This window comes from Thalassotalea hakodatensis, from assembly GCF_030295995.1.
Lineage (GTDB): Bacteria > Pseudomonadota > Gammaproteobacteria > Enterobacterales > Alteromonadaceae > Thalassotalea_C > Thalassotalea_C hakodatensis.
The window spans coordinates 4,050,998-4,071,265 of sequence record NZ_AP027365.1 but is presented as its reverse complement, the minus strand read 5'-3'; the positions used below and the strand labels follow the sequence as shown (position 1 = coordinate 4,071,265).

Below are 20,268 nucleotides of genomic sequence, written 5' to 3'. Positions count from 1 at the left end.
TTTTATTTTAATGTAGACATATAATTAGCAAGTGCTGATATATCTGCATCAGAAAGTTTGCTGGCAATATCTTGCATCATGCCGTTTTTATCGTTAGCACGAGTACCAGAACGGAAGGCTTGAAGCTGGGCTTTTAAATAGCCCGGATGCTGGCCGCCAACAGCAGGGAAGCTAGCACTGTCCATACCACCACCATTGACAGAGTGGCACGCGATACAGGCTGTAATGCCTCGCTCAGCATCACCGCCAACGTAAAGCTCTTTACCAAAAGCATCTGCATCGCCTGCAACAGGCTTTAACTTTTGTGAAGCGTAATATGCAGCAACGTTTTGCATATCTTCTTCACTTAACGCGCCAACCATACCGGCCATAATTGCGTTATCACGAACGCCTGATTTAAATTCTTTCAACTGTTTGTAAAGGTAAGCTTCACCTTGTCCAGCAATTGAAGGATACATTGCATTAGTTGAGTTACCGTCTGCATTATGACAAGCAATACACGTTGCAGATTTTTCTTTACCTAATTTTGCATCACCAACAAATGATTTGACGGCTACTTTACCTGTAGACGCTTTTACTTCACCTACCGCAGCAGTGTCTGCAAAATAAGCGCCTAGATTAGCAATATCTTCGGTAGATAAGTTTGCTGTCACTTGATTCATTGACGCGTTATGACGCGCATTGTCTTTGAAGTTTTTTAATTGCTTTTCAATGTATTCAGGGTGCTGATTAGATAAGTTAGGGTTAATCAACACTTTGCTGTTACCGTCTTTACCATGACAAGTGATACATGCTGTAATACCACGTTCTGCATCACCATGCTCATATAAGGCTTTACCGGCACTAGCATTTGGTTGATATTCCGGTACTGGAGCAGCTGCTGTTTGGGTTGTGCTTTCATCACCTCCCCCTGCAGGAGCAGAGCCGTCTATGCCAAAGGCTGAATAGTACGCGGCTAAATCAGCCATGTCTTGCTCAGATAAATTTGCTGCCATTGGTGACATTAATTGATCGTTACGATCACCAGCCTTAAACGCTTTTAACTGTTTCACGATATAATCAGCGTGCTGACCCGCTAAGTTTGGGTAGCTGTCTGCGGTACCCATACCGTTACTACCATGACAAGCTGCACAAACAGCTGCTTTTGTTTTTCCTGATTGGGCGTCACCCGCAAAGGCATAAGCCTGAGCCATCATGCCCAACCCGATGACCATTGAAAATAAAACGTTTTTCATGGATTGCTCTCTGTTTCATATTGCGCTTGATTCATAGCCAATCAAGCATCGTTGTTAGTTTTTTAATTATCGCGGCATTTTACACGAAACCAAAGGCTTTTTAAGCCTGTGTTAGAAAAAAACGCTAAAAAAAGTAAGGTTTTCACTAATTTTTTTCAAAAACAGATATAATAGGCCCATTACTAAAGATTAAAGATGGAAACGGTTTTGTCTACTTTTGCAGTTAATTTAAATAAAGCATCCTTTGTGATCAGTGCGCCTGATATTCGAAAACTTCCAGAAGATACCGGTATTGAAGTTGCGTTTGCAGGGCGTTCTAATGCAGGTAAATCAAGCGCATTAAACACGTTAACACGCCAGAAAAGTTTAGCACGTATCAGTAAAACGCCAGGTCGCACTCAATTAATTAACGTGTTTGAAGTTGAAGAACAGTTACGACTTGTAGATTTACCAGGGTATGGTTTTGCAAAAGTACCGCTCGAAATGAAAAAAAAGTGGCAAAAAGCGTTAGGTGAATACCTAGAAAAGCGTGAAAGCTTACAAGGCTTGGTGGTATTAATGGATATTCGCCACCCACTAAAAGACTTAGATCGTGATCTAATTGAATGGGCGGTAGACAGTGAATTACCTGTATTAGCGTTGTTAACCAAGTCAGATAAGTTATCTCAAGGAAAGGCGAGCGCAGAAGTATTAAAAGTTAAGAAAACCCTACAACCCCTTGGCGGCGACATTAAGGTGCAAGCCTTTTCGTCATTGAAAAAAACAGGTGTTGATCAAGCAACCCAAGTGATTTGCCAATGGATGGACCCAGAAAAACTGATTGAAGCATAAATCACGATGCTCTATTAAGTACTACTTAACCTCAGGTTTGTATAATATCAATGCTATAAACGCATTGCTTATGCAAAGCTGAGGTTACTGAATAGAGAAACTCCTTTTCAAACGAACCTATTATCCCTTACCTGAGTCAATTTTTAGCATTATTCTAGTTTTACGGGTAAACGCTGTAATTATTAAGGAAATTTAAACAGTCATTTTTAGGCAAAAAAAAACCGAAGATGAATCATCTTCGGCTTGATAGCTTTGGGGAAAGCTAGAATATAAAATTTTTACAACAGGTGTTCGCTAGGAACAAAACTGATTATAGAGTATCCACTCTATAAAAGTAAAGTGTTTACTCTAAAAATATTTGAATTTATGCAATGATGTTATATTTATGTGGTTAGATTCATTAGGCGAGAGTATTTTTTCATTAGGCGAGAATATAACCTATTAATTTTAAAGGGCTGTATTGAAGCAATGTGAAGATTGGCTCTAATACTCTGTTTTTTCAAATTTCTGTCGACATTTGACTTTGTGTTATTTGTGACTTGACTGCAACAAGTATAAATTTAGGTTCTATGATTCTTATTTGAGATATTCTTGAAGTCGATTGGTCAGATTAAGGGAATTAATGTGCTGTTGTGTTGAAGGTTGAACCATCTTTTTCCATAACCCATTACCATTTAGCAAAGATTCCCGAATCAAAGTTGATGACACCTCTTTATCTTCTAGATTCTCCCATAGTACTTCAACTTTATAACCCGCTTGTGACAAGCGCCCTACTTTAGATCTATTCCACGATTCCCTAATTGTCGTAAAACAGACCGTATTAATATCAACAAACTGGTAAAGTTTTTCAGGCTCATCAATAGGGAATGGAATAAAATCAAATTTGGCTCTATCGATATTCGCGTCTAGTAACGCGTCTTTTATAATATTGATCCTTTCCAAATAGGTAAGTGGATTTGATGACAGAACACTTCTGTTTGGAGAGTCATTACACTTTTTTAATTCTTCAATATCGTACTGGGTAATGCCAATCCAAAGAAAATCACAGGATTTTAATGCTGCTAGAGCGTAATCTAAATGTTCATTGTGAAATGGCTGAAACCTTCCATGAATTGACCCAACTTTCATATTAATCCCTAACTTTTATTATTTGATTTTTACTGATCACATGAGGTGAAGCTGTGCCTATATGTATCAACTTGTCAAACCACTTGCCTAATTCAGCATCTTGTTCAACTATCATTAAGATCGGACCATTTATTTCGCCACCAAATAGCACATCCAGCACTATATCATTTAACCTTTCGACTGAGGAAATACATGCTCCAAATGACTCAAGATTAGATTTCGCTGAACATCCTAAATAATGCTCGATGTTAGCAAGATCTATATTTAGCGGACTAATAATCCTACCCAAATCTAATGATGCACAATATTGCTGACTTTCTAAAAAAGAGGCTATGTGACCAATTAAACCAAAACCTGAAATGTCTGTTGAATATTTTACTAATTCAGATTGAATAAAATCTAACCATATGGAGTTACTTTCTAAAAGTAACTGTTCTGAACAAAGAGTAGCATCACCAGTTCCATGCTTTTGAGTTGTCCAAAAACCAATAGGTTTAGTTAAAAAAATATCGTAATCGCCACTCAATCTAGCTTTCGGTTTTAACTCTTTGGCTGTGCCATTCATTGCTATTGTGACTGATGTCTGATCGGCCCTAAAAGTGTGGTAATTACAAGAATCTATTTCTCTCTCATTTAATGCTTCTTTCAAGCTATTAAACAATTGTTGTATCTCATTAATATCAAGGCTTGCGCTAACACCAATACTCACGTTTGCTTGAATTGGGTTAACTCCAGATGCGAATAAATCATTGGCACAATGCAACACAGTCGCCTTTGCAAATAATGCAATATCACTTGTAAACGGAAACACGGTGTCAATCGAACTTACTAAGTATTCATCGTTAATTTTTACAATATTATTATCTGGTATTAAAAATGAGTAATCGCTCTCATCTAGTAGTGATTTAAGACTATATGCAGGAACCTTGTTTCCACATCCAAAATAAGTTTGATCGTAATCTAGCATTTAGAGTCCAAATTTTGTCCAATCATCTTTGTCATAAATCCTATTTTTTTCACTCTGCTTCCATAAATCATTGAAGTAATTCTCAAATGCTCTGTAATAAAGAAGTTTTCCGTTATTATTAGTAGGACAGTGTAGATGCAATTGAGGCGCAGATGTTCCTTTATCTTTATTTCCAAACGAATTAAATGAGCACAAACAATAATGTTCATTGAAAAACATTAATCTAAAAACAGGCATATCCTCTTGAATTTCTGCATCATAAAATCTAATTTCTAGTTTTTCTGTATTTTGATGGATTGTTTTAAGTCTGTTCAATGAAGTCTTTACATTGTCAGCATATTCATTTTGCTGCTTACCATCATTGACTGCCATCTCCACTAGTGCATTATTATTTGGATTACAAAGTAATAACTGAACTCTATTTTGCCTTGAAGCTGAATTTATCGCCTCCGCAAATTCATCCTCAAGTTGAGTCAACTTATCAGCACCAGTACCTAATACCTTAAGGTTTCTTTTTGTCAGCTTTAAAGCTTTTTTATAATCAATACCTTTAGTTATATTTACGTCAACCCCAACTATACCTACCTTTCTAAACTTGATAATTTCCCTAGCCAACACCCAAGTAGTAATAGCAAGAGCATAGCTTGTAACTAAAGCCGCAACTAAAATATCGACTTTATCAAAATATACAAAGAGGCAAGTTAATAATATAAAAATTGGAGTAAACCAAATCGCAATAATCGTACTTGAAAAACTTAAAGAAGTTTCTTTAAAGCCGTTTTTTAACTTATTGTATACTGCACTAATTATCCAAAAGAGAATTTGAAAAATCCCACTAGCTATTAGAGATAGAACAATGCTTTTGATATCATTTTGATCCATATTAATATTTCCCTTTATTTAAAATTTTATCTATAAGTTCTACCGACCAATTCTCATAATCGCTCTTGTTTTTGATGACATCACTTATGTGAGTTAATTCATCATTAATGTGATAACCTTTCTCACCAATTTCGTAATCTTCATTAATCATTTCAACTAAATATACCAGCCCCAAATGCTGACTACTTACATCTCTTGTAGAATCGTATAATAGGCCAATTGGTGTCATTACTGAATCAGATGAAACGGTAATCTCTTCTTCCAATTCTCGCTTGATAAATGGGTGAGTAGAATTGGGGTCAAAAGGGTCAAATAAAGAGTTAACTTCTTCATATGTAATGTGCCCACCAAAAACAATGGACCTTTCTCCGTGTAACCTTGACTCAGGAGCTTTTGCAGATCTAGTGTGAGTTATGATTTTATCTTTAAATTTAATTATAAAAACAGAGATTAATTGAACAACAGAATAATCATCTTCTGCTTCATGCCTAACCATAGGCGTACAATTATTTTTGAACCAATTAGAGTCAATGGGAACTTCGTTTAAACCGTTAATGGAGACTATTTGGGGTAAAGTATCTCTATTAAACACAGCTAAATATTCGTCCATTAGCTGGTTTCTTTTCTTCTTCGCTTCGTATTCTTTGTACTGTCCGGGGCTTTCAATTAGCCACTTTCTTAGACCAAATGTTCCTTTCTGTAATCTTACAAATTGTGATGCGCTTTCGAATTGATCGATGTTTTCAGCAAGCCTTGCTCTAATTGCTGTTTTAGGAGTTTTACCTGTAAAATCATATAAATTATTTGATTTTATTTCTTTCAAGATCGCTTCCGCTGTCAAGGGTTTTTGAACTTGATTTAAGACAATGTGTATTATGTCCAGAAGACTCTTTTCCATTTAACTCTCCTTAACTCATGTCTCGAATAAATTCCTTTCTCATCCATAGCCTATCCGACTTGGCGAAATTGCCATCAAAGGTAAATGAAAAAGTTCTTTCAATCAAACGCTTAGTTCTTCTATTTTCCGTAAAAATAAAGTTATGGCCTCTGTTTATATCAGAAATAACTACAAACCAAAGTTGTCCATTCGTCACATATTCTTCTTGTATATATTTAGTGGCAGTACCTGTTAAAAAATATGTTTCGATTAATTCACCGGAATCTAACATCTCAAGTTGCCCAATGAAGCAATCTTCACCTTCCCAATCATGAGTTTTTACATCATTTAGAAGAACATTTTTAAAATCATTCAATAATTGATGTTCAATATGTGAATAGTACTCCGTTATCAATTCCGCTTTAATAAACCCTAATTTCTCGATACCAATTTTTGCATCAATATCCCTGTCAGTTGTTACAAATGCTTGTAAGTTTAATGTGTTGGAGACTATTGCTAGATATAGCAATTTAGCAATTGACTCTGGAAGTTGATGAACTTTTTCAAGTTTGACATATTCTTCCCATATCAATGTTGCACACGAACCTACATGTTCTATGTGCACAAACTTACCAAGTTTATCTTTCCAATATTTTTCAAACCCAAAATGATGATCATAAACCTCAATGATTTTTTCATTATCAACAAAACTTTCAAAATATTTAGGGTTGGATACGTCAACTAATGCATATTTAAATCTACCCAAACAGGGTAATTTTTTCTCAAAAAAGTCATTAACTTCAACTTTTATAGATTCGGGAATGGTTCCATTCATTTTGCCTGTATGACATACAATTGATTCTCTACCACATAGTCTATGTAAATAACTTAACGCCAAAGAACAAGCGAGAACATCTATGTCGATATAAGCAGATCCAGAGGTAACAATTACCGTTTCATTAGTTTCGAGAAATTGTGTATTACTCATAATTATCAAGTAGCTTATCTAACCCTAATTTATCAGCGAAACTCTTGTTCCGTCTGTGTGCTCTTTTTGCCACATCAGATAATTTAATTACCTCAAGTCTCATATTTGCAATCACACTGCGATTATTCATTTTTGTAGCCCGAATTGGAATGGAATCTCTATACCAAGAACCAGTAACTGATTCTTCATACTCATTCAAATCGGCTTCAGGAAATATTTTTTCACCAATTAAATAACAGTAGAAATTTTCAACTTTTACCTGACCATAATTTGCAATTAGTTGGCAATATCTTGGCATCTGCTGGAGGTAATCCGCTAGATCTGTTTCTGGTTCTTTAAATTCTATTACGATGCATTTTCCTTCGTCAGCAAATAAAAAGACATCAGGTCTACGATCTGGCTTAAATCCCATTTCTTTCATTTCGTCTAAAGCTTCGGGAAAAAGAAATGGTCTGCCATCTTTGAGCTGCATCTTGGTAAATTGTGTTTCAGAAAACCCATCAAAATGAACAAACTCTTCGTCCAATATCCAAAGATCATTTACGCTTGAACTGGTTTTTTTTCTTTTAAATATGAGATCATGAATGATGCCTTCTCGATCTCTGTTCTTTCCTTTGGGTATTTCTTTGGTTTGTACATCAAGCTCATTCTTAAGTATCTTGCTCAACAACTTTACTACCAGCCCTCTGCGAACTACATACTTTGAAAGCTCTTCTTTATTTTGAGCATCAATTAGTTCTGAAACTTGTTTCGATTTTGACTCTAGTTTTTCTCTATAATCGTCGCTTGTGGGATCAAGGCTTTTTATATCATCAAGACACTTTCTGGTTGTGTTGCTTTTATCAGCAATAAACCGAGCTTCTTCTATTAGTAACTTACTTGTAATTGAATCTTCATCATCGTTTAGCGATATAGTTTTTAAGACTTTGTTCGCAAACTGTTGTGATATGCCTAGTTCTTTAGCAAGTCTGTGAACATTTTGTTCAGCCACTTTTTGTGCAGACATTACTTCTTTAAAGATTATGTTAAGTTCATTGTTAGCTTGTTTTTTTATGTCATCTATATAAACAACAGAGTCATTATCAAAAAGATCACTGCTAACATTTGATACTTCACTTCTAGACTTTATATTGAATGAATCTACAGCATGGTTGACGTTTTCTGGTTTATCTAAGTAAGGGCCGTAAAAAGCAGCTAATCGTTTAGTCCCCTTAAAGCCTTTGCTTTTTTTCAGAACTGGATTTTCTAACTCTTCAATAGGTATGTCTTTTGAGCATAAGAATGCTCCATGCCGATCAATTTCTTCTTCAGTAAAGTCAAAAACTAGCCACTCAAATTTTTCAGGGAGCTTAGAATTATCAACATGCCAACACACTTTGCTATTTTTATCTAAACTAGCACTTTGATAATTTACTTCAAAAGTTCCTCGCTCACTCGGCTGGGGTAAGTCATCTTTTGTTATTAAAATCGTTTCTGAATCAGCGACAGTGTAACAATACTTTAATTCTATATTGGGAAATGTAATCCCTTTTTCTTCCTCCAAATATGCCCTTAATGCAAAATGGGACTTAATTATAGATACAAACTTTTGAAATGATAAAGACGAATAAAACTTAATGTCTTGATTGTTTAGTTTAGGGTTAATGAATTTTACTGTTGTCTTCAATATCTCAGAATTCGAATTATTGCATATGTTATTAGAGATAAATGACTGCTTATTACACTTAAAACTCCTCAAATAATATGAACCTTCATTGATGAAATTACTTTCAATGACTATTTCACCAAATCTATGCAAATATTGAAGTCTGCCTGTACCTCTATTTTTAAATCCTTTACTCTTGTCTAGTAAGTTACTAAATCTAGTAAATGCTTCATCATTGAATCCATTCCCTGAATCTTCAATTATCATGTAATCTAAACGCTTACCACCTTCGTTATCATCACTATCATTAAAATGCAGTTCAATTGATATTTTTCTTTCAAAGTCATCAGGTAAGTTAAGAATGGACTCTAGTGAGTTAGTAATTCCTTCTAACATAGGCGCTAAAGGGTTTGATGATGGCCCAATAATCCTCATCATTTCTTCTAAAACTACTCCCGGTCTATTCATAACCTCATGATCCTTTTAGTGAATTTTCTTCACAATAGTAAATAATTTTCGCTGTTTTACCAACTAATAAGTATATGACAACAATAATTCAATAGTTATTGAAATAAGTCGACTAACTTAGTTCAGGCTATCATTCAAATAGATGAGTAAGTACCCTCTTCTAAATTTACTACCTGACTTAGTTGTTATTGATAAACTCAGAATGAGCCTCTATCAACCTATTCAAAAATGTCATTGCGGCTTTACTTAGCACATATTTATCCTGAGACACTTTAAATATAAGGCTTCTGCTTGTCAGGTATTCGAGTGCTTTGTCCCAATTGTCTATCCTTAAAGCCTTCAGCGAACTTGCTAGCAAATCGTCTTGTTTTAATGCATCAATATCTGATTCCTTCAGCCCAAACATAGGATCTTGTAACTGTGCCAAATCGCCTACTGTTGCATAGTACCTTCCAATAAAAAGCAGGATAGATTGAATCTTCATGGCATTATCATCTGATTCATCGTTGTTAGCGTCACGAAGGTCTTGAGTGAAGTAAAAGTCTCCGTCTTCATCAAACTTTAGGTCATACCCCATATGTTTAAAGAAAAGGGAAAAGTGCTTAATTTTATTGAATACCAATGTGAATAAATCATCATCTACTAAGCAACCGTGAACATCGTCATAGCGCTGCTTATTGAGCACTCGACCTTGAGAGAATAGTCGGTAAATCTCAGCACTTTTGGTGTAAGGAATTTCTTCAAAGCTGTAAATAACTTCTCTTTCCATTAGTTAGACTCCTGCAAGATGACAATCCTATATACGTAATATTTATTTTCTTGTTGAATGAACGCCTTGTTGTTTGTCTTAATCAGACGTTTTCCATCAAGTGTCTTTTTCATGAAATGGACGACAGCATTTATAAGATCAACAAAGTGATATTCTGGTAATAAACTTTGAAGGCGGTAATGTAGGGTAGCAATTACGTCCTTTGATTCTCTCAATGAGAGCTTTTCTATCAAGTCATATATTGCCTTTGCTCTCTTTAAGCGATCTTTCGAGGTGAAAGAGACCAAAGCTTGGCCTTCTGCTTCTATATCTTCGTTTGATAGCAGTAATTGGTCTTGGATTCGATACTCAAGATCTTTGAATATGTTGTAAAAATAAGAGCTATTATTTTCAATTTTTAATCCTTTGGGCCTCGGAATTCGCTTCACATTTTTCATGAAAGGAACGTCATCAGCGAAAGAGTTATCTATTTTTGTGCGATTTACACGACCATCCAGAGTTTCTTCATACTTTTTCTTAAAGCGTTCAAAGTGCCATTCCATCGCGTTAAATTGAGTTAAACTCTTCTGGGTCTTGCGAATAAAACCATTTATCTGATTTGAAACGTCTTTTAGTGGGTTGATGATGTTGGTAAAACTCAGTCCATAGCGAAACACTTGGTCAGAAAGCTCATGTTTTCCATGAGCATCAAATAGCAACTTTATAGAGTTGATTGTCGCTAGCAGGTTGTCTCCATCCACTAACTTTACGTCAGGATTAACAAATCGCTGAGTGGGAAGAATATGCCTTTCATATAGATGCGTTACGTCATCTAGCACTTTTTGTCTGTACTCAACAAAGTCAGTACCGTCTTTGCTCACCTCAAACGATAGTTTTTCCAAATCACTATTAATGCTCTGCATTCTAACCAAGTTGCGCTTGAGCAAATCTAGTAAACTACCGAGCTTGTGAAATAACTCATCTACCAGCTCTGTATAGTCATAATCCATTGAGTTGAAACTACAATCACCAGAAAGAAGTTTCTTTTGAATATGCCAAAAAGAAGCGAGTTCAGCTTTTAATTTTGCATCTGTTAGCTCTTGATATAGAGATGTTTCACAAAGCCTAAAAATAGAAACAACGGATTCTTGAAACATTAAGCGGCTAACGTTATCAACCTGATCTTGATCAGCAACAATATGTGACTTTGCTAAATTGTCCGTTGCATAAGCTATTTTGAAACGTTGCTGCTCTAGCTTATCTAGGTGCTTTATACTTTCCAAAACTTCAAATGCTACAGCTCCCTCACTAATGAAACGCTCATTTTGCGCGTCCATTTTTTTGATGACATTAAACATAATGTTAGGTCGCTCTAACATTATTTTTAGTGTTTGAATGGCGCTAAATTGTTTCATTTACACCTTCCAAAAGCTCAATCTGATCATTTTCTACAAATGATTCAAAGCTTTCTTCATCGTAAAATGACTGTGGGCCATCCCAAACTACGCGTGTTCTCTCGGCTGTGTATGGTTTTGCTGTTTTTAAAGCGTCAACATCATAATGGTTCCCTATCATGTGAACTAGTTCTGCACCAGAGCTATGAGTACCTGCGGTGAAAAGATAAAAACCGCTGTCCTTGATATCTCTTAAAAGCCATTCGTACTGATTCACATTGATATTTGCCGCTTCATCCATGATTACTGGTAGCTTCACCATACAACTATCAGCTCGTAATTTTGCGAGTAGAATTCGCACCAGTTTAAGGTTGATCAATGCAGTGGTAGAAGTTGATTGTTGTTTCGTTTGCCAACTGTCATGGCCATCTTTCTTAACTCTATAGCTGACTTTTTTAATTACATCAGACATTACTAGCTTATTACGCTCACCATCTTTGAAAAACGCATTGCTAAATGCCTGAAGCCTCAGATAGAACTGCTCAGAAAGAGCTTGTTCACTAAACTCGTTATAGCTCTTTTGAATTTCAGATATGAGATTTTTAAAACGCGGGTCTACATGGATAGACACTTCAATTTGAGTTAAGTCATTAACCGAAATACCTTCAAACGAGCGGTTAAGTTGATTCTCAAAGCGACTAATATGCTCAAAGTTCTTTTCTAAAATATCAGCATAATTACTGACACTTTCATTATGCGAACGAGTTTTTGATTTAAGTAGGTGCCATTGACCTTCAAGTTCATCATAGATTTGTTTAACGTTGGCATAAGCCTGATGAATCGTGCTCGGTACTGGACTTGAGTTAAAAAGATCATCTTCTAGTTCGATAAACCCATCCCGAGCAAAATCTCGAAGCCCTTCAAGTATCTGCCCCCTCAACTGATCAACTTGCTGTAAGTCGTGTTGAAGAGAAGATAAATATTCTGATGTTAAAGTGGTGTTATTATTAGCTGTTCCCTGTCTTTCTAGTTGTTTTTGAACTTTTGGATAGGCTTGTTTAGTACCATTCGCGTTACTTTGAAGTGCCAATAGCTGAGATTGTTCCCGACTTAAACCCGTTTGTTTTTGTTTTTCAGATTCAATTAACTCAGATAGTTCACCTTGTTGTTTTGATAAGGTTACTACTTGAGGTGAAAATTCCTCAACCGCAGCTTGGTTTTCAGCTAGCTGTCCGCTATATATTTTTAAAGCGCTGATATTATCATTTAATTCAAATATAACCTTTTTAACGCGCTCTATTTCTTTTAACTCTTTCCCTAGTTCTTGAAGTTTTTTCTCTATGATTAATGGGTTTTCAGTATCTTGTTTTTCAAGGTCAAATTTTTCCAAAATCACAGCATTAATTTCGGATTCAATATTTTCTAGCTCTTTGTGTAAATCGCGAGTTGCCCTAGAGTCAGATTTTCTAAATTCTTGCCCCCAAAAGTTATATAAATAACCTTGGTCACTAAATAAGCCTTTAAAATTTTCAATTGCATCTACTTCATGCTTTTCCAATTCCTTACCCGGATTTGCCAATAAGAGCCGTGAATTAATTGAATTTAGTAGATCTAGTGTATCGTTAGGCAACTGCTTTTGAATCGCAAACTCTGAATTTTTAATATCCAACTCTATATTCTGTTGAGCTTTCCGATACTGAGTAATTTCAGTTTCAAGCTTATTAATTCGTATACGTCTAGCGTTCGTATTTTGATAAGCTTGAATCTTCTCTTGCGTATCAATCAGTTCCTCATCAAGAAGCTCTAGTACTTCTTGTTGCGTCATGTTTACATAACGGCTTAACTCGAACTCTCCTTTATCAATCGCTTGTTGAGTCTTAGCTATATTTTGTTCTGAAGTGTTAATGATTTTATTAGCTGTGAACAAATTTTGGTTGATTACCTTAACTTGGTCAGCAATAGGTTGTAATTGCTGTTGCCATTCCTTAATTTTCCCTGCCGATTCGTTTACGGCTTCATTTGTTTCTTTTAATTTGCGACTCAGGTGCAGATAAAAATCAACAAAACGAGTCTCAACTTCTGACAGTTCACTATATTTGGCAAAGTTAGACTTTAGGGTTTCAAACTCTCTCGTTTTGTTTTCGATATCAGTTAACTTTTGCTCTTCCAGCTTAAGTGAGTCATGTGCTAATAAAAAAGATTGAATATCAAAGTTTAATGCATCGCTTGTCTCTTTTTTCTCTGACTCAACAATATTAGCAACCGCTTTAGCAACACCTTCATTTGATGTCTCCATATCGAAAAGCATTAAAATTAACGCTCTCAACGACTCTACGTTTTCGTCAGATGCATCATTGAGCGGAAAAAGGCTATAACGCATTTCAGTTTCAGATAGTATGTCTCGCGCATACATCAAATCCTTCAATTTTTGAGGGTCTCTGACTGAAATACAGTGCTTATCTTTAGCCTTAATTTTAGTAAACACATCTTGAGTCGATAGCTTTTCTACTCTAGAGCCGATGTTATGTTCGTCCTCTTCCTCTACTTGCCAGAATAGATGCTGAATTTCTTGGTATGGCAAAGCAGTAAAAATACGCTCAAATGAAAGGTTCTTGCCTCTATTTAGAATCTGACAGTGGGTGTATCGTTTGCCTGCGATAACTTTCTCTACTTCGATAATTAAATGCGAGTACTTGCTAGGAAAATAATGCCCAAATGACTCGTTTTTATCATATTCATAACCATTTGAACTTTTGAAGTTAAATTTATCTTTTGCTCGATTGAAGTTGACTTCTGGCAATAGAAACAAACGAATGCAATTAAGAAGGCTAGATTTACCGACATTACCTTCGCCAAGTAAAATTGTGTGTTTATCTAACTCTATCTCTGAATAACAAAAACCAGCCGAATCAACTAGTACCAGTTTCTTTAATACAAAATTAAATTGATGTGACAATGTTTTGATTCCTTCTTATAAAGCCAACAAAGCTTCTTGCTCCATGAATGATTTTTTTGATTCAAACAAGCTGTGTAGCTTGCTTAAGCCAAGACTGTTGGCAGTTTCTAACGCCTTTGTGTACTGTTCTTGGGTCTTCGGTTTCTTTATGAAAAATTCAGTTAAATTATCTGAGCTAGGCTCCAAGAATTTAGCCTTGCTCCCTACCATATTTCGCATCGCCTTATATATTTTCAAACCACCCAAATCGTAATCAAAGAAGCATAAAATCGATTCATACTGATTGATAAATGTATAGTTATGCTTGTTGGATATTTGATTTCCGGCACCAAAAACCAAATCTGTATTGTCAAATGACAAGGAAAGAGAAAACGCTTTGTTCATCTGAGCAAATAGTGTTTCTCTTGCGAAAAATAGCTCTGCATTTTCAATAATCACTAGACGTTTTTTAGGTTGAAATCTAAGGTGTGTTTCGTCATTACTACTAATAATCGTATCGGGGTGAACATCAACGGAAGATTGATGGTACGCTAACAAGTAGCTAGTCGATGTATTTACTTTATGAGAGTCACCTAGCAACGTTGCATCAATGCGACTTGACGGTTCAATCGCCAATGAGCGCAATTTTTCTAAAAGTTGCTCACAAGAAACCTCAACGATTACAGAGCCTTTACTTAAAAATTTAATAGTCGCTTTTTCTTTAACTTCTTCACACAATTGTTCAGGCAGTAAAGCAAGAAATTTCGAGTAATTAATTGCTTTGGATTGCTCAATACTATGAAGATACTTACCAATTCTTTTGTCGTGCATTAGTCGTCCTCTGACTGCTGATAACCGGGAGCAATGGCAAGATTTTCTGCTCCATACAGAGTTTGCCTATTCTTCAACCAAAGTTGATATTCGCCACCCGCAAGATCTGCATTGGTGGTGCAATCTACATTCCATCGTCTAAGCAAGTATCCAGCTAACGCTGCCCGTACATTTAACTCAAGAACACCATTTTCCATACCATAATCCATCGCAATAGCTGTAGGATGTTGAACATTTTTTGGATGGGCTACTAGCTGCAAAGGCATCATTCTCATCCATTGATGATCCTCTAATTTGTCTTCATGTGACTCAGCAGTCTGGTTTTTAATCGTAACTTTGCTTATCCGAGTAAGCACAAAATCTCTGAAAGATTTTGTTTTTCTATCAAAGGCCCTCACGTGCCAACGTAGTCCATTATCAACAATTGAATGAGGAACTAACTCTCTTGAGGCAGAACCACTGCTTAACGAGGTATAAATAACATTGACGGGTTTGTTATTTAGTATCGCTTGAACAAGTTTGGCAACAATGAATATATCAGGAACGTTTAATTGGCTTGGTGCTTCGATAGGGAAAGTCACGTCACCGATAGCATCAAAGCCATCCGTAATATCATTAGCGAGTTTTATTAACGTTTTCTTCGCATCATGCTTGAAAAGCGGTTTAAAGGCTTTTGCTTGCAAATATTGTTTTTTAGAGCTTTCAAGCTCCATATTCTTTGGTGATAGCTCTTTATACAGGGCAATGTCACGAGTCGCATTTGCCAATCCCATCTCAAACTTGTTAGTTAAATCACTGCGACTGAAGTGACCTCTAAACATTAACAAGAAATCGATATAGGCCAATCTCTGTTTTTGGGCGTAGCTTAAATCTAACTTACTTAATGAACTCAATATCGTGCCACCACATAATCAAAATGATTACATAATATTATCTTATTGATTTAACAAGTCAAACTTTATGACGAATAGAGATGAGGTAATTATTAAATAGGAAATTAAAGGACAGTTAATTAATAAACACTAAAATATATATTAATCAATGGCTTGATTGTCTTAAGGTAAATCTAGCACATCTATTTGTGAAAGACTAAATTTTCATTAAAATTACCTGTTTTTGAAAGAATTCAATATTGGCAAGTCAGCTTAAAATAGCACTAAGATAAACGCATCATTTGGTTGCTAGAGACAAATCATGCATTTAGATTTATTACCACTTATTTCTGAGGAAACTATATGCCAGCTTGATGCAATAGCAGCTAATAGGAGAGGTATTTCGCCATATATCTGCTGGAATAAATGGTGCTTTAATCCAAAAAGTCGTTCACTGCCGATTGTAGCATGGCAAGCATCTGCACAATACCTATCTTCTTGGGGGTGCGTATTTTCAACACTAGCGTTTGGCTTATATTGTTCTCGTCACTACAAAGTACCCGGAGCAATAATTAGTGACGATGCTGCTAAGTATTACCTGAAGCACAGCTTTCATAAGATTTTCGAAGAGCAAGGTGAACTGTTGGAATGGATGCAAATGAGAAAAGCACATTGCTATTTACCGTTTCATGAAAATAGCTTTTGGAAGTCTGCGTGCAAAGTTTACTTACTTCATGCACTAGCCCTTAAGAATATTGAATCTAATCCTGTTATAGATTTCGCAATTAGCTTTGTGAGTTCTGATATTAAAAAGTATTAACTGAGGTAAGGGGGTATATATGTCCTATGAAGGCTTAATTAAAAAAGAACAAATGTTCGATGCATTTAAGGAAATGGCAGAAGATTCTATCGCGTTTGCCATTGTCGCCAGAGATGGAACCGTAGCCTTTCAATACGCAATGGAAGGTAACATTAACAAAGATCCTCATGCCGCCGCTCGCATTATAGACACTGTTGCAGAGCTTGTTACTCATAGTAAGGAGAGCAAATGATGATGCCAGAAACACTCACTAAAAACGTTTTTTTATCCCAAGAAGAAAAAGTACAAGTCGATGAACGGCTACATAAGCTTGGCAGTGAATATGTATTGCGGCTGTTTGATGCTGAAGAAATCAACTTCAGAAAATTTATCGATGGAGACACCATCGAAATTGTATTTTCTCAAGACATGTTCGATCAGATAGCACAAGCATATATTCAGCACCGCAATATTTGTTTAGACAAAACTCACGAAGAAAATAATAAATAATCTAACAGGAAGACTTATGAGTGATAAAGAAAGACAAACTTTTTGTCATTGCTTTGGTTGTGATAACCCAATATATGTCGGAGATTACTGCCATAGCATTACATATAGCCACGAAAAAATTGGTTCAATTATGTCTGTCACCCCAACTTATGCTGAAGGCTTAGGTACGTGGTGCTCAGAATGCTTCAACAAAATGCTCAGTAAGGGTGAATGTTCTCTTTCTCTTGAATATGTACAATCGAACACCACCGGAAACTAAACAATTGTCGAATAAGCTTTAAGAAATAACTCAATTCATGACTTCGTAGATGACTGCGTTTACACGCAGTCATCTGTACTTATAATTGCCATAACTTTATTGTCTAGTGAGCAAAAAGAAGGCTACAACGCTTATTGGAAAGGTGAGTCCAAAAGCTCTAATTCATACCAATGGTCAGACGATACATGGTGGGTGGTCGAAGACTGGGACAAAGGTTGGGATGCTGCTCAAGAAGAAGATTATGAAGATGATTGAGGTCAACTGCCTAGGCTGAACCACTAGTCACAAGGAGGACATTTTCCTTGTGACTAGTGTCCATCACGCTTTTCTTTAGCGTTTCTGTAAGGTTTAACTAAAAGGCGCTTAATATCTTCAGTGTCAATATTTGGATCAACAAGAGCATTCAGCATCAACGTATTAACTTCAGGGGATAGAGATAGGCCCTCTAAACGCATGCTAGCAAGTGCTTGTTTGAGAGTTTCAGCGTTAGTTATTTTCATAAGCTACTATGATGCCTCGCCTAGTTTACCTGTCTAGCTTATTATAGAATGTAATATTAGCTACCCCCAAGAATAGCTAGCCACGAGAATATAAAAAAGCTTGCGGCTAGCCTAAAACAATTAATATGTGATTTTATTTACTTCCGCTTGAAGCTTGGCTTTTCTATCATCGGAAACACTCGGAAGAACAAGTCCTTCATCACCAACTATGTCCATAGGCCCGTAATCATCATAATCTTCACCTGTATCTGCGTGAATTGCTCTAAGCGTTGATACAGTAACATCAACCTTTTGTCTCAAGCCTATCAGGTGCCAAAACCATTTTTCTTCGTCATCAACGGCAGCTTTTATAATTTCAACAATACCTTCCCTATCAGCAAATAGGAGCATTTCTGCCCTTAACCAATCGAGATACAAGTAGTATGGAATAATTGGCTGCTCCGATTCGTGGTGATTTAACACATAGATAATCGCATCAATAACATCAGTTGGTCTGTCTGAAAAATAGGAACTCCACTGACGAACAAGGCCATCATCATGCTTGTAGCAAACTGCTTCAATAGTACTTGGACTATGCAATACAGGGCCTTCACTGACATCAAAAATGGTCAGTAAATGTTGAAATAGCTCTCGATAAGGCATGATTTGCTGGTATTGTTCTGCAACTTGAAGTTGGAAGTGATTGAGCTTTTGATTGGTTAGCTTTTTCTGATACCAATATTCACCACTACGATTATCAGGGTCTTCGTCAAATTGAATTAACAATTGGGCTGTTACCACAAGTGCTAATAACATAGCCTCTTCACTCCCATTTTCGACTGCTGACTTCAGTTCATCTAACATGCGAGTAGATTTAAGCGCATCATCATAGGATGCTTCAGAATAATATGCGTAGATATCATCCAGTGTAATACTATCGTATTGTTGCCATAGTCGTGGCATCTGCTGAGATATCAGCAAAGCGTGTTTAGCAGGCAGTCCTAACCCCAACATTCTCTCAAAGCATTGGCCTTGAGCCTGCTCAATGTCATCAACTTTAGTGTGAATCGCTACTTGCCATGCAGCATAGCTTTTATACCCACAAAAAGCGGCAATGGCTTCGTACAAGTGACTTTTCTTAATCGAAGGAATTACTGGTTTTAAGTCAGCGTGAGCTGAAAAGATGAATGGTTTTAAATTTTTCATATACATATCCATATGCTTGAGACAGAGAGAATCTGTTACCAATCATTGCTACACGCGATTACAACACGATCTCTCAAGCCATGTATGTATTAATCAAATTTAAGTTGTATTTAGAGGTTTTCGTTACCTTCTCAGGTCAAAATTGCTGTTTTTCACTCACGTGCAAGTGTGGCTAGCGCCATGTAAAAAGTACCCGATTTTAAAGAATTCGGCAAATTTTAAGGGTGGTCGTTTAAATTAAAAGAAAAATGTATATTTTTTTAGACCGATTTATTAGAACTCGTATAAAGCTTTAGAACACTTTTATATATATTCTGGTTCTATAAACGAGTATTTAATATAGCGTTTATTAATATAAATTCATTCATATTTTTCATTTAGTTAGACTACTCATTGCCTTTTACTACACCTCAACTCACTCCCAGAAAACGTCAAACTCATTATTCATATATGTATAATAAACTCTTATTTAACATAAGCTTAACCATAAAAATATACTAGTAATTAAGTTGCGCACCCTTTTTATTAGTTCTACCATTTTTTAGAAATTACCTATTTTGAAAACTAAAGAATGATGACAAACCAAATTAAAGACGTTAGATACTTACCAAACTACAGAAAAGGAAGAGGGATTGATTTTTTTCCATCGGTCAAAAATGGCGCAAGGGTATGGTGCGATAGTAATTTAGAGCTTATGGCTTATCGATATCTCGATTTTAAAGCTGACGTATTGAGCTACAAGGCACAACCAGTGCAATACATCTATGAAGGGGTAAATGGCAAACCCACGGCCTATACGGTAGATACAGAAGTTATCAATCGTGATAATACGATAAAAAAGCTAGAAATAAAGCCTAAAGTATTTGTCGATGATCCCAACGAACAAGCACGCTTCCGTCACTTTCGTAAAGTGCTACTCCAATCCAGAAGCCAACAAGTTGAATATTTAACTGATGAAGAAGTTTGCAAGGGATTTACTCAGCAAAACCTCATCAGGTTGTGTCATTTGCGCAAGTTGCCTTTAAACAAGGAGCAAGCACAAAGCCTCAGTGATACTGTAGGCAACAATACAACTTGGGGAGCAATGCAGGAAACCGCAAGAAAGTTAAATATTACGCTTCGTATAACCAAGCTCATGCTAGCTCATCAACAATATCGTTTTGACTATGCAAAGCCATTAACAAACGAAACAGAATTAGTGATAGGAGCCTAAA

General features: G+C 36.1%; 21 protein-coding genes. 7 read left to right on the top strand and 14 right to left on the bottom strand.

Going from position 1 to position 20,268, the window contains the following annotated elements; translation table 11 throughout:
• Positions 1-2 precede the first annotated feature (2 nt).
• On the bottom strand, positions 3-1,235 hold the full coding sequence (locus QUE72_RS18055; protein WP_074499598.1) for a c-type cytochrome: 1,233 nt from the start codon (positions 1,233-1,235) through the stop codon (positions 3-5).
• A gap of 195 nt (positions 1,236-1,430) precedes the next feature.
• Between QUE72_RS18055 and yihA the strand changes: the two genes are divergently transcribed.
• Positions 1,431-2,066, top strand: a complete 636-nt coding sequence (gene yihA / locus QUE72_RS18050) for a ribosome biogenesis GTP-binding protein YihA/YsxC (protein WP_074499599.1) — start codon at positions 1,431-1,433, stop codon at positions 2,064-2,066.
• 576 nt (positions 2,067-2,642) lie between these two features.
• Here the strand turns inward: yihA and QUE72_RS18045 are convergent.
• From QUE72_RS18045 to QUE72_RS17995, 11 genes are all read right to left on the bottom strand, one after another.
• Positions 2,643-3,194: a nucleotidyl transferase family protein gene (locus tag QUE72_RS18045; RefSeq protein ID WP_286270550.1), complete on the bottom strand. Its 552-nt coding sequence runs from the start codon at positions 3,192-3,194 to the stop codon at positions 2,643-2,645.
• A 1-nt stretch (position 3,195) separates the two neighbouring features.
• Positions 3,196-4,161: an AIR synthase related protein gene (locus QUE72_RS18040; protein ID WP_286270549.1), complete on the bottom strand. Its 966-nt coding sequence runs from the start codon at positions 4,159-4,161 to the stop codon at positions 3,196-3,198.
• Entirely contained in the window at positions 4,162-5,043 is an 882-nt protein-coding gene (locus QUE72_RS18035) for a hypothetical protein (RefSeq protein WP_286270548.1), read from the bottom strand. It lies immediately after the preceding gene.
• Position 5,044: 1 nt separating this feature from the next.
• Positions 5,045-5,941, bottom strand: a complete 897-nt coding sequence (locus tag QUE72_RS18030; protein WP_286270547.1) for an HTH domain-containing protein — start codon at positions 5,939-5,941, stop codon at positions 5,045-5,047.
• Positions 5,942-5,951: 10 nt separating this feature from the next.
• A complete protein-coding gene (locus QUE72_RS18025) occupies positions 5,952-6,908 on the bottom strand; it encodes a hypothetical protein (RefSeq protein ID WP_286270546.1) in 957 nt (318 codons plus the stop codon).
• The gene (locus QUE72_RS18020) at positions 6,901-9,021 is read right to left on the bottom strand and encodes a hypothetical protein (protein WP_286270544.1); all 2,121 of its coding nucleotides are present in this window, start codon (positions 9,019-9,021) and stop codon (positions 6,901-6,903) included. The genes QUE72_RS18025 and QUE72_RS18020 overlap by 8 nt, the downstream gene beginning before the upstream one ends.
• 178 nt (positions 9,022-9,199) lie before the next feature.
• A complete protein-coding gene (locus QUE72_RS18015; protein WP_286270542.1) occupies positions 9,200-9,790 on the bottom strand; it encodes a condensin complex protein MksE in 591 nt (196 codons plus the stop codon).
• Complete coding sequence (locus tag QUE72_RS18010; RefSeq protein WP_286270541.1) at positions 9,790-11,184, bottom strand: hypothetical protein; 1,395 nt, start codon at positions 11,182-11,184, stop codon at positions 9,790-9,792. The genes QUE72_RS18015 and QUE72_RS18010 overlap by 1 nt, the downstream gene beginning before the upstream one ends.
• Positions 11,171-13,648 (bottom strand): hypothetical protein, encoded by a 2,478-nt coding sequence (locus QUE72_RS18005; protein WP_286270537.1) that lies wholly within the window; start codon positions 13,646-13,648, stop codon positions 11,171-11,173. Before QUE72_RS18005 ends, QUE72_RS18010 begins: the two co-directional genes overlap by 14 nt.
• A 486-nt stretch (positions 13,649-14,134) precedes the next feature.
• Positions 14,135-14,929, bottom strand: a complete 795-nt coding sequence (locus QUE72_RS18000) for a DUF7281 domain-containing protein (protein ID WP_286270535.1) — start codon at positions 14,927-14,929, stop codon at positions 14,135-14,137.
• On the bottom strand, positions 14,929-15,750 hold the full coding sequence (locus QUE72_RS17995; RefSeq protein ID WP_286273000.1) for a WYL domain-containing protein: 822 nt from the start codon (positions 15,748-15,750) through the stop codon (positions 14,929-14,931). The genes QUE72_RS18000 and QUE72_RS17995 overlap by 1 nt, the downstream gene beginning before the upstream one ends.
• Positions 15,751-16,123: 373 nt before the next feature.
• Here QUE72_RS17995 and QUE72_RS17990 point away from each other — a divergent pair, with 373 nt between their 5' ends.
• From QUE72_RS17990 to QUE72_RS17970, 5 genes are all read left to right on the top strand, one after another.
• Positions 16,124-16,621: a hypothetical protein gene (locus QUE72_RS17990; RefSeq protein WP_286270533.1), complete on the top strand. Its 498-nt coding sequence runs from the start codon at positions 16,124-16,126 to the stop codon at positions 16,619-16,621.
• A gap of 19 nt (positions 16,622-16,640) precedes the next feature.
• Positions 16,641-16,853 (top strand): hypothetical protein, encoded by a 213-nt coding sequence (locus tag QUE72_RS17985; RefSeq protein WP_286270530.1) that lies wholly within the window; start codon positions 16,641-16,643, stop codon positions 16,851-16,853.
• Positions 16,850-17,110, top strand: a complete 261-nt coding sequence (locus QUE72_RS17980) for a hypothetical protein (RefSeq protein WP_286270528.1) — start codon at positions 16,850-16,852, stop codon at positions 17,108-17,110. Before QUE72_RS17985 ends, QUE72_RS17980 begins: the two co-directional genes overlap by 4 nt.
• Before the next feature lie 16 nt (positions 17,111-17,126).
• Entirely contained in the window at positions 17,127-17,369 is a 243-nt protein-coding gene (locus QUE72_RS17975) for a hypothetical protein (RefSeq protein ID WP_286270526.1), read from the top strand.
• A gap of 99 nt (positions 17,370-17,468) precedes the next feature.
• On the top strand, positions 17,469-17,624 hold the full coding sequence (locus QUE72_RS17970; protein WP_286270525.1) for a hypothetical protein: 156 nt from the start codon (positions 17,469-17,471) through the stop codon (positions 17,622-17,624).
• A gap of 53 nt (positions 17,625-17,677) precedes the next feature.
• On the opposite strand, the gene QUE72_RS17965 is transcribed toward QUE72_RS17970, so the two are convergent.
• Both QUE72_RS17965 and QUE72_RS17960 read right to left on the bottom strand, forming a co-directional pair.
• Positions 17,678-17,869 carry a hypothetical protein gene (locus QUE72_RS17965; protein WP_286270523.1) on the bottom strand — a complete coding sequence of 64 codons (192 nt, stop codon included), beginning with the start codon at positions 17,867-17,869 and terminating at the stop codon, positions 17,678-17,680.
• Between the two features lie 120 nt (positions 17,870-17,989).
• Entirely contained in the window at positions 17,990-19,054 is a 1,065-nt protein-coding gene (locus QUE72_RS17960; RefSeq protein ID WP_286270522.1) for a hypothetical protein, read from the bottom strand.
• A gap of 571 nt (positions 19,055-19,625) precedes the next feature.
• On the opposite strand from QUE72_RS17960, the gene QUE72_RS17955 reads away from it, so the two are divergent.
• Positions 19,626-20,267 carry a hypothetical protein gene (locus tag QUE72_RS17955; protein WP_286270521.1) on the top strand — a complete coding sequence of 214 codons (642 nt, stop codon included), beginning with the start codon at positions 19,626-19,628 and terminating at the stop codon, positions 20,265-20,267.
• The last annotated feature ends 1 nt before the right edge of the window (position 20,268 follow it).

Coding starts and splice junctions, on each gene's coding strand:
- QUE72_RS17985 (WP_286270530.1), top strand. CDS start 16,641: ATGTCCTATGAAGGCTTAATTAAAAAAGAACAAATGTTCGATGCATTT.
- QUE72_RS18030 (WP_286270547.1), bottom strand. CDS start 5,941: ATGGAAAAGAGTCTTCTGGACATAATACACATTGTCTTAAATCAAGTT.
- QUE72_RS18010 (WP_286270541.1), bottom strand. CDS start 11,184: ATGAAACAATTTAGCGCCATTCAAACACTAAAAATAATGTTAGAGCGA.
- QUE72_RS17960 (WP_286270522.1), bottom strand. CDS start 19,054: ATGAAAAATTTAAAACCATTCATCTTTTCAGCTCACGCTGACTTAAAA.
- QUE72_RS17955 (WP_286270521.1), top strand. CDS start 19,626: ATGATGACAAACCAAATTAAAGACGTTAGATACTTACCAAACTACAGA.
- QUE72_RS18015 (WP_286270542.1), bottom strand. CDS start 9,790: ATGGAAAGAGAAGTTATTTACAGCTTTGAAGAAATTCCTTACACCAAA.
- QUE72_RS18045 (WP_286270550.1), bottom strand. CDS start 3,194: ATGAAAGTTGGGTCAATTCATGGAAGGTTTCAGCCATTTCACAATGAA.
- QUE72_RS17995 (WP_286273000.1), bottom strand. CDS start 15,750: ATGTTTAGAGGTCACTTCAGTCGCAGTGATTTAACTAACAAGTTTGAG.
- QUE72_RS17965 (WP_286270523.1), bottom strand. CDS start 17,869: ATGAAAATAACTAACGCTGAAACTCTCAAACAAGCACTTGCTAGCATG.
- QUE72_RS18000 (WP_286270535.1), bottom strand. CDS start 14,929: ATGCACGACAAAAGAATTGGTAAGTATCTTCATAGTATTGAGCAATCC.
- QUE72_RS18020 (WP_286270544.1), bottom strand. CDS start 9,021: ATGAATAGACCGGGAGTAGTTTTAGAAGAAATGATGAGGATTATTGGG.
- QUE72_RS18035 (WP_286270548.1), bottom strand. CDS start 5,043: ATGGATCAAAATGATATCAAAAGCATTGTTCTATCTCTAATAGCTAGT.
- QUE72_RS18025 (WP_286270546.1), bottom strand. CDS start 6,908: ATGAGTAATACACAATTTCTCGAAACTAATGAAACGGTAATTGTTACC.
- QUE72_RS18040 (WP_286270549.1), bottom strand. CDS start 4,161: ATGCTAGATTACGATCAAACTTATTTTGGATGTGGAAACAAGGTTCCT.
- yihA (WP_074499599.1), top strand. CDS start 1,431: ATGGAAACGGTTTTGTCTACTTTTGCAGTTAATTTAAATAAAGCATCC.
- QUE72_RS17990 (WP_286270533.1), top strand. CDS start 16,124: ATGCATTTAGATTTATTACCACTTATTTCTGAGGAAACTATATGCCAG.
- QUE72_RS17980 (WP_286270528.1), top strand. CDS start 16,850: ATGATGATGCCAGAAACACTCACTAAAAACGTTTTTTTATCCCAAGAA.
- QUE72_RS17975 (WP_286270526.1), top strand. CDS start 17,127: ATGAGTGATAAAGAAAGACAAACTTTTTGTCATTGCTTTGGTTGTGAT.
- QUE72_RS18055 (WP_074499598.1), bottom strand. CDS start 1,235: ATGAAAAACGTTTTATTTTCAATGGTCATCGGGTTGGGCATGATGGCT.